A 15,182-nucleotide genomic window follows, 5' to 3' on the forward strand; every position below is an offset into this window, starting at 1 on the left:
ATGTTATTTAAAGGGATATTTTACTATCTTTATGTGCGTGGTAATAATAAAATTATTAATAAAAGAGGAGGGAGTGTTATGGGGGATATGACTTATTTACCTGATCAACATCATATTGAAAAGATAAGAGAAAGCCTTTGGTGTGGAAGGGAATATGGGAATGTTTCTATAATGGTAGGGGCTGGTTTTAGTTTAAATGCCGAAAAACTATCGTATAATTCAGATTCCTTTTTACTATGGAATCAACTGGGAGAAAAAATGAAGGGTGAATTACACCCTTATGATAGTAGTTATAACCAGGATGTTTTAAAGCTTGCAAGTGAATATGAAGAAGTTTTCGGGAGACAGGCTCTTGATCAACTAATTTTAAATTCGCTACCAGATGAAAATTATGTACCTGGTAACTTACATAAAATGTTGTTATCACTGCCTTGGGCTGATGTCTACACAACAAATTATGATACGCTTTTAGAAAGAACAACAAAATATATATATGATAGAAATTATAGTTTAGTACTAAATACCTCAGATATACCGAATCGTATGAAACCTAGAATCGTAAAATTACATGGAAGTTTCCCGTCACATAGGCCATTTATTTTTACTGAAGAAGACTATCGAACTTATCCTAAAAAATATGCTCCATTTGTTAATATGGTACAACAAACTATTATGGAGAATGTATTATGTTTAGTTGGTTTTTCAGGGGATGATCCGAATTTTTTAAATTGGATAGGTTGGGTAAGAGATAATTTAGGTGAAAATACTCCACCTATTTATTTTTGTGGATTTGTTTCCTCTACACAACGGAGAATGCTAGAAGCTAGAGGGATTATTCCGATTGATTTCTCGCCTTTATTTCCTAATCATAAGTACCCAGGAGTATTAAAGCATAAAAAGGCATTAGAATGGTTCCTCTTAAACCTAAAATGTGGTAGAAAGGCAGATGTGTTGAGATGGCCTAGTTTAGAAACAATAGAATATGACGGTCATGAGGATATACCAGATATTCCAGTAAAGAATTATAAGAACGAATCGATAAGAAGCGATTTTGGTTATGGAGAGGAAATTAAAGAAGAAGAATTACTGAAGATTGCAAGGTATTGGAAGCATATTCGTTTGTTACATCCGGGATGGGTAATTACTCCTAGAAGTAATAGAAAAGATCTTTGGTTAGAAACAGATTGGGTAATTGATGAAATACTTAATAATATTCATAAGTTAACGGATGTGGATGCATTAATGCTTATATATGAATTGAATTGGAGGATTGAGACATCATTATTACCGATAGAGCCCAGATGGAAGAATAAAATGATTATAATTATTGAGAAATTTAATGAGATTTTTCAAACTAATTACCTGCATAGAAATCCAGAACAACTTAAGAATTTTAAGTCAAATCTGGATTCAAATATCGATTGGCAATTTCTCCAAAAATGTTGGGTTGAATTAATATTTTCAATCATAAGAGAAGCCAGATGTAATCATAATGTGGAAGAGTTTAACTGGTGGTTAAATACTACTAAAGATAGTGTGCAAATAAATTCTGAATGGATTTCAAGATGGTATTATGAACAGGCACTCTTTCATTTGTTTAAGCTAGATCAGGATGGTGTTAAGCGGATTTTAAAAGAATGGCCTAAAAATAAAAACACTCCTTTTTGGCAGGTTAAAAGGGCATCTATATTTGCCGAATTAGGTGAAATCATTGAAGCTGAAAGGGAGTGCGAAGAAGCGTTAGAAGAAATTCGCATACGATTACAGGCCAATAGAATAGACATCTCTTTACTTTCTCAAGAAGGCTGGACAATGTATTTACTAAGAATGATTAAACATGATGGCATGCGTTTCAAGGACCTTGGTGAGTATCGTGACAGATGGACGAAACTTTCACAATACAAATGTAGTCCTTTCCAAGAAATTGAGATTATGGATTCATTATTAAAAGATTCTGCTCCTGATTTGAAGAAAAAAGTGAACGAGGATTTTGATCCAGGGATAAAAACTTATCACTTTTCTTATGGCACTAATAATGAAAAAATACATCTATCTTTTGAATTTTTACGTTTGTTTGAAGAAGTTGCTATGCCTAAGAGGTGTCAGATTATAGCAGTCTTTAATAAATCTGTTATAAATGCTACCAAGTGGATAGATTTTGTTGCACCATTATTATCTATGAGCGCTTTAATTAGAACAGGCGATTCTAAAGCAATAAAGAATAAATTTACTAGGGCGTATATTGTTTCTTTAACTGATGAGAGAGTTGAATATTTCTATGAGTTATTTGTTCCTGCCCTCAAGCAAGCATTAAAGGGAATATCTCAGGGAGAGGATATTTACGGCTTTTCTCATAGACATTTCCCTAATTTGTTAGAAATCATTTCTAGAATATATTTTCGCTTTTCAAAAGAGAAAAAGGAAGAAATTTTTAGTTTAATGATTAAAATGTATAATTCTAAAGAAATTCAGAACTGTTACTCTTTACATTTTAATTTAAGGTCTATGTTTAAAAGAGTACTGTATGGCATGCACGATGAGGAAATATGTCAGCAATTCAACGACTTATTAGAACTTCCGATAATTGGAGAAAATGGTTTGGATGAGCGGATGGATTCAACATGGCTTGAACCGTTTCATTTTATAGAATGGGGTGAAAATTATAGGGTTTATAGACCGGATGAAATTTTGGGACAGGCTATTACAAGGTTAATAAAATTGGTTAGACATTCGTCTGTCACTACCAGGGATCGGGCAGTATTAAGACTATTTAAATTGTTCCAGATTCATGGACTAACTGAAGAGCAATGTGGAGAATTTGCTGATGCTTTATATACTAATGTTGATAATGAGACTGGATTACCTAAAACTTCAATTTTATATAATAGTAGCTTTTTACGTTTGCCTAAGAAAAATGAAGAGCAGGTTCAGCAAAATTATTATAATTGGATAATAGAACAAGATGTGCCATCTATTTTTGTAAAGGATGGTGTATATAATGGGGCAAGTAAATATAAAAAGTTCGTAAATGAATGGATTAATAGTGCCAATTCAATATTTTCAGATAAGGTGGATCCTGAAGATATAAATTACAGTGAAGAAGATTGTATGGAACTATTAAAAAAAATATTGGTTTGGTGGGATAGTGAGAGAAAAAATAGAATACTAGATGAAGATATGTTTCAAGGACATCCTATAACCGATATATATAATCTGACTTATCTAATGATTCATGTTATTTTTCCGAAATTAAAGGTTATTGATAATAGAACAAGGGAAAAAATAAGAAGTTTATTTGAAGAAATTGAAGAGAGGGGTATTATAATTACTCATATTCTTCCTTCAACTTTGCACTTAGAGATATATGAAACTAATTACATATATCAAAAATTAAAAAAGGAATTGGATTCGAATGATGAAGAGAAAGTAAAGTACTCTAGTCAAGGTTGCTTGTTCTGGATTATATATAACAACAGAAAAATTGCATCTGAAATCCCAATTATTCTCCTTTATAATTGGGTGAATAAAGTTTATAGCCGTAGGCAACCTGGGTTAGATCACATATTACAAGATATAGGAACATGTTTACTTTATGTCCCTAATGCATTAAATGAGATGCAGTGGGATTATATACTAGAGGGATTGGAATATTTAATTGAAGAAACTGATATAAACGTTATTATGCAAGAAAGTAAGTTTCAACTATTTTCAAGGGCGGAATATGCAAATTATAAACAATTATGTGTGAGACTGGCTGGTGTATCTTACAAGTCATTCGAGGAAAATGGGAAAAATATACCTGATATATTAATTAAGTGGAAGGATATATGTAATTCTGATAGTTTACCGGAAGTAAGAAAACATCTATATTTATTTTTGAATAGAACAGAATAGATATACTAAACATAGGGCCCTTAATTTGCAGAAATTAGTTTATAAATGAAAATTTTAGAGCGTTATTACATGTAAGAAAACAATATAAATAAAGGAGAATGAGTCTTGAAAAAGAGCAGCATAGCGATTTTTCAAGACTCAAGAAATTTATTTTTTCTTTTTGAGATAAAAAATATATAATGTATAACATTATATTAAGAAAAAAGCAGATACAAGTATGAACTGACCCCATAAAGTTAGAAAGGTCGTTTCATTAGGCAGCCTTTAGGGCATGAGTTCGATATTGTACCGGACTCATGCCTTTTAATTTTTCCTTAATCCATTTGTGATTATAATAATTGATATATTTTTCAAATTCTTGTTTAAAGTGTTCTATATGCTTTCAACATTTTCTAGGTAAAGAGATTCAGATTTCATTCTGATTATAAAGTTTCTATATAACAGAGAAAAAAGCACCCAGCAGCGATCGTGATCGCTAATGGTATCTATGCAGCCGTGCATTTTGATTGCTTCTTTATCTCTTACTTTATAAATGGATGTCTATATGCATGGAGTTATGAAAAGACCAGAGATATAAAAGTACCAATAGTAGCGCATATATCATTTAATTCTTTCGTATTATCTTCATAACTCCAAAGATAAGTCCCACGCATAAAGCTAAAAGCAATAAAAAGCGGATTGTCGCTGTAGTATCTTAATTCTAATACTTTTCGACAATATAGTTCAAATCAAAGTTAAAATGATAAAATCGTTAATTATAAGGGGGCTAACAAGTGAATTATATGATTGATAGTGTCATTAATTATGTAAAACAAGAAGATACAAACTATGCAATTTTAATTAACGGGGAATGGGGCTGTGGGAAAACTTATTTTTGGAACAAAGTCCTTAAGAATGAGATTGAAAACATTGAACTAAAAGGCAAGAAGCAAAAGACCGCCTATCTATCTCTTTATGGCATTACTAGTATTGAAGAAATTAATAAAAGAATTGTAGTAGATCATGTTTTTAAAAATAGTGAAACGTTTAAAAGTATAAGTGAAAGTAAATGGGGGGGAAGATTAACAGAGTTAGGGAAAATGGCTGTTGGAGTTGTGAAAAACCTTGAGATACCCATTATATCAGAGGCCATGAACACAGAAATAAATTATGAAAACTTACTGAATTTTACTGATACTGTTTTATGTTTTGATGACTTAGAAAGAGCTAATTGTGATATTGCAGATATATTGGGTTACATTAATAATTTTGTAGAACATGATGGTGTTAAAGTTATTATTATTGGGAACGAAGCCGAAATATCCACTCGATTAAATACTCAAAATTATGAAATGAAAATGATCACTTCTTCAATTGTTTTGGAAAAAGAAGGTGCATTTACAGGGACAAATGTTGAATCTAACGAATTAATTGAAAATAAATTACGATCTTTATTTAATAAAACGGATACATACAAGAGAATAAAAGAAAAGCTTATAGGAAAAACTTTATCGTTAAATTCAGATTATACTGAAATTACAAAAGAAATAATTCAAAGTTATCAGGACGATTCATTAAGAGTTTTTTTGATGGATAATTTATCAATAATAGAAACAACTTCTCAAAACAGTGGTACTAAAAACATTCGTATCTTGAAACAAGCTTTAGATGATTTCAAAATAATTTATGGACACTATAATGAAAAATATAAGGATTTAGAAGGTCAAATACTTTCTTCAATACTTAAATTTACGCTTGCCGCTTCATTTGAAATTAAAACTGGTATTGAAGAAAATGATAAACTAGAAGTTATAAAATCTAATTCTGATTTCTTATCACATGTCACATATTCAGATATGATAATTAAAAATAAACCAAAAGATTACATTAAAGCTTTTAAAACTAAGTATTTTAATGACTCTAATAATTACAATGATCTTATTTACTTTAAATTCTCCGAAATACTAGTTCGAAAAGGCATATTTAATGTAGAAATTTTTGAAAATGAAATGAATGCAATTAAAATTCAATTTAAAGATGATACACCATCCTATATAAAATTGTTAAGAAGTGGGTATATGGTATTAGATGATGATGTGTTTATTGATGCTAGGGATACAGCTTATTGTAAGCTGATTAATGGAGAAATGAAATTTACGTGGTATTTTAAAGCTTTTGTACTATACAGAGAATTAATAAACGTAGGGCTATTTAAAAAGGAAATTAGCGAACTTAAGCAAGAGTTATATGAAGGGCTAAAAAAAGCTGGGGAGCAAGCTACAGATTATGTAGATTCAGTTACCTTATTCTGGGGTTATGAAGTAAACCCGGAGGATAGTGATTTACAAGAATTTAATAGCAAAACAGTTGAAATTAATAGAGCATTACTGGCAAAAAAAGAATTTAACGATTTTAATAAGTTAATTGAAGACCTGAATAAGAACTTCCAGCAATTTGTAATAGATGTGAATGGTGTATATTATAATACACCTGTATTTTCTTATTGTAATATGGATGAATTATCTCATAAGATAATTAAACTTTCGAATCGGAATATTGGGGTTATGATTGATGTGTTTGAAAAGAGATATAACGATTTAAGAATCAATTCAGAGTGTAGATCGGAGCTAGATAATCTAAAAAAATTAGGTTCGAAATTTAATACATATATACAATCAAAAGAATTAACACCGAAAACTGTCCTCTTAAAGGAATTTTCAAATGTAATAAAAAATATAAACTCACGTATTTAAGTGATGGAAGACTTCTGATCGTATTTGATCAGAATAACAAAAAGAACTTGTAGGAATCACTACAAGTTCTTTTTCAGACAATGTATAAAAGGTGAATCAAACTATCTCATTACTCGTAACGGGGAAACCATCTTACATATGGCTTGATTTTATTATATAACAAATATTAACATCCATAGATTTTAATTTTGAAAATTATGTGAATTAAGAAAATAGAATGGTTTATCATTTTCTCTTCCTAAAAAGTCCATTTAGTTATTTCATATAAATAACTTTAAATTAATATCTATATCATAATTAATTAGTGAAATTATAAGTATAGGTAAATAGAGAAGAATGGTGCATTCTTACAGAAAAACATATAATTAAATTCAGGATTAATTAATTATAAGAAAATGAATTTTATGTTATAACTAACTATAATTCTTGAATATATGTAAATGTGGGTTTCTTATCTTTTTTATTTATGAGATGAAGAAATTAGGTATAGAAAAATTAAACAAACATTTGTTTAAAATATTTTAGTTATGAATCAATATGTGAGGTATGATGAGTTCAGTGTTCAATTGTCCGCTTAGTTAATTTCTCATTTATTATATAAATTTTATATAACAAAGAAAAAAAGCATCCGCTATGGATGATGTACAGCGGTAGCTAGCTATTTTATTTAAATCAAAAGAAGTATCTCCTCAAGAAGGAGATACTTCTTTTTTATAGCTGTTATAAAGCCACCTATTACAGGTTTTCAACAAAATTCAAATAATCTTGAGCGCTTTTTTCCAATTCGCTTGTACCAGGCTCATTTTCTTCTTCTTCGTTTCCACCCGGCTTATTTTCTTTACCATAAAACGCAAAGTACGAACGATAATCTGCATTGCAATACAGGAATGTCGTTTTAAATGGAACTAATATTTGTTCAAGTGTATACTGATATCTTCCATTTTCACTATAATCTTCTTTTTTGATTCCTGCAGTTACACCCAAAGCAACTTTACGATTCTTTAATTTATCTCCTCCATTTGAACCATAAGCCCATCCATAAGTTAAAACATCGTCAAGCCATTTTTTGAGGAGAGGCGGACAATTAAACCAATGTATAGGGAACTGCAAAATCAGATTACCATGTGATTCAACCATTTTTTGTTCTTTTTGCACATCTATGTTTCCATCAGGGTAAACCTTAGACAATTCGTGAACAGTATACTTTTCCGGATATTTTTTCAGTTCTTCTACCCATCGCTTATTAATGACGGAAGTTTCTATGCTGGGATGTGTTACAATGACAAGGGTTTTCAAAGATTTGTCCTCCTTAAGTATTATTTATATCTTGATAATAAAGTGAACACTGTAAATATGTAAGTATGCACTTTAAGTACAGGTACTTACATAAAGGTGAGTATTAAATCATTTATAAAAATATTTATTCTATATGGGGGGACCAGAGAACCTATTACCCGCAAAGTAGAATAATTACATTCATGGGGACACCGTACGATGTACGAAAAGATGTCATTTTTTCATTATTCAAGAATAGGGCGCGATTGTTGAGCAAATACAGGTAGAAAAATGATTGAGCTTTTTTATAAAAAATTATTCACTAGCAACAAATAACCCAAGCACTTTGATCAAACTTTTTTCAAAATGTTTGGGTTTCTTCTGTTGAAAAATCAATTTTTGCAGCATGCTTTTGATTGGAAATTATTACAAACCAACAGCATTCACGGCAAGGTTATGCTTCCTTTAGGGGCAACTTTATGGCTAAAGTCACATACAGATTTATCTTAACTTGATGGACATATGTGGTGACACCTATTAAATTAACGCCTCCGTTAGTTTAAGAAGGCTATTTACTGGAAATTAAGTTTAAACACCAATTATTACATCGCATAAAGCTACCAGGAGGGTATTCGAATTCGGATTCGGAGATTAATTTGAATCCAAGCTTCCGACAAATTGCATTTGAAGCTGGATTGTCAACTGAAGGAAAAGCATGAATGTACCTATACTTATTCTCAGCGGATGCTTCATCTATTGCCAACTTTACTGCAGTTGTCGCTATTCCTTTCCCCTGAAATGCGGGAAGAACACTCCAGCCAGTTTCGTACACACTTTCATTATTCCAAGTAGTTTGCCAATAGCCAACAGAACCCACTGATTCTTGCTCTGGTAACAATAAAATGCTAAACATACATCCTCTACTATCTAGTTCAAGGTACCGTTTGTGTCGCTTCAAAATCTGTTCTTCATTTTCTGGACCTCCAAGATGCTGCATCATCACTGGGGTGTTAATACGAAAAAGTAAATCAAGGTCCTTATCTTCCCAAGGTTTAATTTGAATAACATGATTGCTACGTTCTGAAATTTTATTCATCCCCTTACATTTTTCTTTATTTATTCTTTCTTTACTGTAAGCAAAACTCCTTTATTTGTTCAACTAACCTGCACCGTTAGACAATAAGTAAAACTGAAAAATAGTAAAGGGTTTTTATTCTCAAAATTTATCATAGATCATACTACGTAATTTCAATAATTCATCTTTTAAGGGTCATCCATCGCTATCAAGTTAAAATTTTATAAAGCCCCCAGAACTAAATTTTGTGTTAACTTATAATAAAAAAGCTGATTTTTTTTTGAAGTTAATCTGTTCTATCAAGCTATGAAAAACCAAATACCCCAAAACGAGGCGTATCGCAGTATTTTTGAAAAACCTCACGCTAAGCAAAAAAAACGTCCATCAGGACGGCTTTACTTTTTACATAATCAGTGTTATCGAAGGGTATTCTAATATGATAGAATCTCCAACATTCACTTTTCCTGGTTTTATAACTGATGCATAGACTCCAAAATGATTATTTCTTTTTTGTACAACAGTTTTTAAGAGAGTTTTTTCAAATGTTAATGTATTAGGTTCAATAGTAATAATCATGCAGCGTTCACAGTGTCTTACTATTTCTAATTCTGCTTCTCCTATACGTATACATTTTCCAAACCATGTATCTTCTACGAAAGGAATATTTTCATATAATGAGAATATCAAGTTTGGACGAAATCTCCTATGGTCCACATTGCACTTATTTCTTGTAATGACGTATCAGTCACAATTAATACATGTTCTTCTTCAATTGCACCTAGAGGTACTTGCTGGGGTGAGTATTGTATGCCTTTAATTCTACGATCTGATTTTTGTTCCAATTCTGTAAGTAACTCTGGATCTCCCCACTTATATATTTTCCCTTCAGGAGAAACGATTTTGATTGATGGATATGTATCCAAAGTTTCTTCTCCTATAAAACTCGCCGTATAACCAATCATTTCAGGAAGTTGTGTTGCGGTTAAATACTTTCCTGGTCTTGTTTCATCTAAAAAAGCATGGCTTCTATCTCCATATAAGCCATAGGATGCAATGAAAGTTTGTTGAACATTTTCTCCGCGAAATGACTTTATTGGATGTCTTACAATTTCTTTTAGTTCTCCAATTATCATATCCCTACTCCTTTTTTATCTAATCTTATCCCTTCATTATATAATCAATTGGAATTAGTTACCTTATGAATATAGTATTCATGTGAAGTTTACATAACCTATCATTATCAGAAGTGCGAAAAGCTAGTATTTTACTAGCTTTTTTAATCAGTAAAAAGTCATATGCTTTTTATCTTCTTTATAATATTGTAAACGATCTTGTAAAGTACCAGTATGAAACTCAAACTTGTGACCATCTGGATCTGTAAAATAAATAGACCGTTTATCTCGGTCATCTCTCTCTCGTCCAGGTAAGATATTAACATGATTTTGATTTGTTATCATTTCATTAATTCATCGCGACCCCAAATTTAATGCTCCATCATCTCATGGGCAATATCATGTCCATCCATTTTTGATGGGTAGTAGGTAGGCCAGTGTATGACTTCATTCAATAAAGCTTTACGGTCGTCACCCCAGTACAAGTGGTAATGACTAGCTTTATTTGGATAGATACTATGATCACTAAATTGAATATACTGAGGAACTCCTTCAACTTTTTCTGCTAGTTTAAATATGTACCTTACACCTCTATTTCCCGCATCATATGTCAGAATTTCGTACCCATCATAGATATACTTACCAGAATGTTCTTCTCTATTTTTGAAAAAAGTTACAGTATCATCTTGAATCGCGATACGGTTAACATCTGTTTGATACCCTTCATTATAATACTCCTTATACTCTTTAGCTGTCATTTTACCTGTATGTTTTGCTTTATAAGCAAATACCTCATCAAGTGTTCCAGCTTGTAAATATGGATATACAGATTGCCAGTCTCCTTTCCAATCGGAGAGTGATCGATCCTTCACTTGGCTGTCTTCAAAATACCCTTCATAAATTTTTTCTGTTTCTTCATCATGAGCATGACCATGATTATGCTCATGGTTGTGATCGTGTTCATTTTCATGTGTGCGCTCTTGTTTTTCAGATGAACCTGAAGTCTGACACCCTACTAATACTAGCAATGAACTAATAGCTAATATACCTAGTTTCTTTGCAAATAAAATCTTCATTATATCAACTCTCCTTCAAATCGTAATCATTACGATTTAAATTATACATAAATCTTGGGTAAATATCAAAGGAAAAATACCCAATATCACTGAATAGATGATTCTATCCATAAATCTTCGTAGACTATTACAAGTGTTTCTGGTACAAAAACTTCAAGACAATTGCAATGAATCTATAAAAATTCGATAATTTAAGACCATTACGAGATAAAAATTCTAACAAAAGGCAGTAAAATAAATAACCGGTTGCTTAACGTACAGGGAATCGGTTATTTTGTGTCTAAACGTACAATTTTTTTGATATGGTTATCCCATAAAGAGTAATACCTTATGATAAAGTAAGTATTCTAAAAAGCCCATGACTCTATTGATGAAATAGAGTCATGGGCTTTTTAGAGTTTGTTAGAGTACTATATTGATGAATTTTTATAACTTTTAGCTTTATTGTGTTTTAAAATATAGCATAATTTCCTTTAAAAGTTAAATGCGTGGGTCCTGCCAGAAATTTAAAGAGAAGTGATTATTTTCTTGATAAGCTTCAAATTCATATCCTTTGTCTTTTAATCCTTTTATAATGGCTGGTACGGCTGCAACAGCTTGAGGATGGATGTCATGCATTAATATAACTTCTTGGGACTTCGTTGCATTAATAAGTACATTTTGAGCAATGTTAACTGAAGCTGCTTCTACTGGTAAGTTATTATATTTCCAATCTAAAGAGTCAATTGTCCAATCCCATACTTTAAATCCATCCTCTGCTACCTTATTACGAAGCGCTTCATTTAATCCAGGCATAGAACCATAAGGAGGTCGGGTTAATTGTGGTTTTTCTCTAATAATATCTGCTATTAAACTTTGATTTGTTTTCATTTCATTAACATAGTCACCATTTGTATATAATTTTTTGAAATCATGAGTTATGCTATGCATACCCACATAATGACCTTCTGTTTTTTCTCGTTTTACTAAATCAGGATATGCCTTTACATTCTTACCAGTTAAGAAAAAAGTAGCTTTAACATCATGTTGTTTTAATATGTCTAAAAGCTCAGTTGTATACTTTCCTGGTCCATCATCAAATGTAAGATAGGCAATTTTTCTTATTTGACCATTGAATTGGGAAGGAACGGTTTTATATATGTCTATTTTGGGTTGTTCATTTACAAGTTGAATGGGGTTCTCTCGGTTTGTTACACCTCTAGCGGGTGATAAAATAGATTGTATTACAAAATAAGTAATTAGCACTAGGGCTACTGTTAGAATTGATATTAAGAATTTTTTAGTCTGAAATAGTTTTTTCAATCTCTGTATTCCTTCCTCTACCTATTAGCAATAATTTGTTTAAATACAATTATACCAAATTATATATAGCATCTAGAGAATGGTGTAATTTACCTGTATTTCGATTGTTTTGCTAATTAATCCGAAATACAGTTTTTGCGCGTTGTTTGTAAAGGTATACCTTTTTAAACGTCGGATGAAGAAAAATCTCTAACCATGATAAATAGCAATATTTAACTTAGTTTTCTCAATAAGTATATTATGTATAAAATTATAATAATAGTTAATATTTTCTAATTTATAGTGTACAGTAGATATGCGGGTATTATTTTAGAATTTAGAGGAGGTAACTTTAGATGAAAAAGAAAATTATGTTTACTGCACTGACTTCAACATTATTAGCTATTCCATTATTTTTAGGAGTAAATCATGAAACGAAGGTTGAAGCAAAATCTACTCTTGCGAGTGGTTTTTGTAAAAGTTCTCAGGCTACATCTTACATAAGTACATTTGTAGGTGATAAAGAAGAGTTTGAGGGCGTGGAATTTGAGGCAATAAAAGGACATCCAGATATATATTATTTACGTTCATACGAAAAAGATGGATATGCACTTCTTGAAGGTAAAAAACCAGGAAAGGGCTGTCTAAAGGTTGTTGAATCTGATGGTGAAGTGTATTACTGGGATGTACTAGTTAAAGAAAGATAAAAATTAAATTTCTATTGGGGTAGCACCACATCGCTATCAAGCTAAGAAATACAAATACCCCCAAAACGAGAAAATTGACTTCTTCATGTGAAAATGTACAATTTTTTTGTTTTGGGGTGTTATAAAATTCTTAAGTTGATGGGCATGGGGTATTTAATTTCTTAGCTTGATGAGTATGGGATACAGCCAGCATTTCTGCTATCTTCTATATTCTTATTGTAGGGTGTTATAAAACTCTTAAATTAATAGGGCTTGAGTGGGATACATAGCAGTATTAACGAGTAAATGTAATAATCTCATCAACAGCTTTGATATAACCACCTGCCTCACGGAATGATTGACTAATTTTTTTGGCATTCTCTTTGTAAATCGAATGTTGCAACACTTCATTAACGGCATGTTTTAAATCCTCGGCCGATAATTGCTGGATATTTAACATAAATCCTGCGCCAAGTTCATATACTCGCTCAGCGATCGTATGCTGATCATTTATAAATGGGAGCATAACTAGAGGTACTTCAAAATACAGTGATTCACTTGTGCTATTCATTCCACAATGACTAATAAATACATCCGCTTGACGCAGTATATCTAATTGTGGAAGATAGTTACGAACAATAAAATTATCAGGTATATCTCCTAGCTGCTCCACTGTTAATTGTTTGCCTATACTAAGTACTACTTTCGCATTGAGATCTTTTAAACCGACGAAACATTTTTGATAGAATTCAGGCTGTTTATTAATTATGGTTCCCATAGAAATATAAATCACACGTTCTCCTTTTAAATCATCAACCGGAAAATCATTTAGAGTTTCATTTTCAACAATTGAAGGGCCGATAAAAATATAGCCATCCTTAAAATCCTTGCTATTTCTTTGGAAATAGCGAGAAGTAAAGACAATATTCAAATTGCCTGAACCCGGACAAAGTAAAAAATTATCAGATAGGGGTACTTCATATTTTTCTTCTAAATATTGTTTCCGTTTTGCTATTTCTTCTAATTGCAAAAATGCTTGTAGCATGTCTAAACGTTCCTGCTTTTGTTCTATGTTTCTTGTTCCTGTCAGGTTCATATTTTCTTTTAGTTCTTGTGAAAAAGCAAACGTGGTCCAAGTTGCAATAGATGCTAAACCTCTATGGTGAGCAACCCATTTTCCAGGTAAAGACTGTGCATCGTAGAGGATGTAATCGTATGTTTCTTTGGAGATTTCTTTAAGAATGGAATCGGTAATTATTTCCATTGCGTGAAGGAAGTGTAATAAGTACTTTTGAGGATGGGAAGTCATAAGATTCATAGTTTCCGAAAGCTCTCTTTGTGCCTCTTGATTGATGGGACGGAATTGTGCACCTGCTTTTTTGATTTTTTCTTCAAAATCATTTGATGCATAATAGACAATGTTGTCTCCGCGTTGTACTAAATCATGTACTAATCCTAACGTTGGATTTAAGTGTCCTTCTCCACCTATATTGATGTAAAGTGCTTTTTTCATTTTTATCCCCTCCAGTAAATTTGATATCGTTAAATGTAAAAAGTAGACGTTTATTCATTTCGTTTGAATTATAACAAACGAAGTGAATAGGTGTCTACTTTTATTTTTGAGTATTCTTAATTTTTAGAGGGTATTTTATTTAGATAACTTGATGGGCATGGGGTGGTACCCCACATCCATCAATCTAAAGTTTTGAAGTACACCAAACACGAAAAAATTGTGTCTTTTATAGTAATGAAGTTCATTTTTATCGTTTTTCGGGTAACCTGTTCTTTTGGGTTGATGGGTATGCGTCAGTATCCCTAATAAGAAAAACCACAGCGATTGCTGCGTTTTTTCTTATTAAACGGTAAAAGTAAACTAATGGCTAAAAGTTTACTTTCGATTTTCGAATCATCTATAGCTAATTTTGTAATAAATTTCTTAATATTGATATAGATTTTAAATATGGGTTTTATATCGAAAAATAACAAAAAATATAATATCATAAAAATTAAGATGGTTTGTGTCACTTGTTTTTCCCTTATGCTTAAGATAA

Annotated in this window: 8 protein-coding genes and 4 pseudogenes; 4 read left to right on the forward strand and 8 right to left on the reverse strand. The window is 31.4% G+C overall.

The window, feature by feature from the left end:
• Positions 1 to 33: 33 nt before the first annotated feature.
• Entirely contained in the window at positions 34 to 3,894 is a 3,861-nt protein-coding gene (locus AAG068_RS27485) for an SIR2 family NAD-dependent protein deacylase (RefSeq protein WP_342719876.1), read from the forward strand.
• A 253-nt stretch (positions 3,895 to 4,147) separates the two neighbouring features.
• On the opposite strand, the pseudogene AAG068_RS30010 reads toward AAG068_RS27485, so the two are convergent.
• Positions 4,148 to 4,240 (reverse strand): annotated as a pseudogene (locus AAG068_RS30010) (IS3 family transposase); the annotation flags it as partial.
• Between the two features lie 113 nt (positions 4,241 to 4,353).
• Here AAG068_RS30010 and AAG068_RS27495 point away from each other — a divergent pair.
• Together AAG068_RS27495 and AAG068_RS27505 are read left to right on the forward strand one after the other, a co-directional pair.
• A pseudogene (locus AAG068_RS27495) lies at positions 4,354 to 4,524 on the forward strand (lysostaphin resistance A-like protein); the annotation flags it as partial.
• Positions 4,525 to 4,676: 152 nt separating this feature from the next.
• Positions 4,677 to 6,626 carry a P-loop NTPase fold protein gene (locus AAG068_RS27505; protein WP_342719908.1) on the forward strand — a complete coding sequence of 650 codons (1,950 nt, stop codon included), beginning with the start codon at positions 4,677 to 4,679 and terminating at the stop codon, positions 6,624 to 6,626.
• 735 nt (positions 6,627 to 7,361) lie between these two features.
• Here the strand turns inward: AAG068_RS27505 and AAG068_RS27510 are convergent.
• The 6 genes and pseudogenes from AAG068_RS27510 to AAG068_RS27535 form a co-directional block, all read right to left on the reverse strand.
• Positions 7,362 to 7,922: an NAD(P)H-dependent oxidoreductase gene (locus AAG068_RS27510; protein WP_270673594.1), complete on the reverse strand. Its 561-nt coding sequence runs from the start codon at positions 7,920 to 7,922 to the stop codon at positions 7,362 to 7,364.
• 547 nt (positions 7,923 to 8,469) lie between these two features.
• Positions 8,470 to 8,997 carry a GNAT family N-acetyltransferase gene (locus AAG068_RS27515; protein ID WP_342719877.1) on the reverse strand — a complete coding sequence of 176 codons (528 nt, stop codon included), beginning with the start codon at positions 8,995 to 8,997 and terminating at the stop codon, positions 8,470 to 8,472.
• Between the two features lie 381 nt (positions 8,998 to 9,378).
• Positions 9,379 to 10,109, reverse strand: a pseudogene (locus AAG068_RS27520) (MOSC domain-containing protein).
• Between the two features lie 147 nt (positions 10,110 to 10,256).
• Positions 10,257 to 10,421: pseudogene (locus tag AAG068_RS27525) on the reverse strand (metallothiol transferase FosB); the annotation flags it as partial.
• 38 nt (positions 10,422 to 10,459) lie between these two features.
• Complete coding sequence (locus AAG068_RS27530) at positions 10,460 to 11,164, reverse strand: metal-binding protein ZinT (protein WP_342719878.1); 705 nt, start codon at positions 11,162 to 11,164, stop codon at positions 10,460 to 10,462.
• 480 nt (positions 11,165 to 11,644) lie between these two features.
• Positions 11,645 to 12,466, reverse strand: a complete 822-nt coding sequence (locus AAG068_RS27535) for a peptidoglycan-N-acetylglucosamine deacetylase (protein ID WP_342719879.1) — start codon at positions 12,464 to 12,466, stop codon at positions 11,645 to 11,647.
• Positions 12,467 to 12,801: 335 nt separating this feature from the next.
• Here AAG068_RS27535 and AAG068_RS27540 point away from each other — a divergent pair, with 335 nt between their 5' ends.
• Positions 12,802 to 13,152, forward strand: coding sequence for a hypothetical protein (locus AAG068_RS27540; protein WP_193673045.1), 351 nt, complete (start codon positions 12,802 to 12,804; stop codon positions 13,150 to 13,152).
• A gap of 274 nt (positions 13,153 to 13,426) precedes the next feature.
• On the opposite strand, the gene AAG068_RS27545 is transcribed toward AAG068_RS27540, so the two are convergent.
• Positions 13,427 to 14,644 carry a macrolide family glycosyltransferase gene (locus AAG068_RS27545; RefSeq protein WP_342719880.1) on the reverse strand — a complete coding sequence of 406 codons (1,218 nt, stop codon included), beginning with the start codon at positions 14,642 to 14,644 and terminating at the stop codon, positions 13,427 to 13,429.
• Positions 14,645 to 15,182: the final 538 nt, after the last annotated feature.

The sequence above is a fragment of the Bacillus paramycoides genome, from assembly GCF_038971285.1.
GTDB lineage: Bacteria > Bacillota > Bacilli > Bacillales > Bacillaceae_G > Bacillus_A.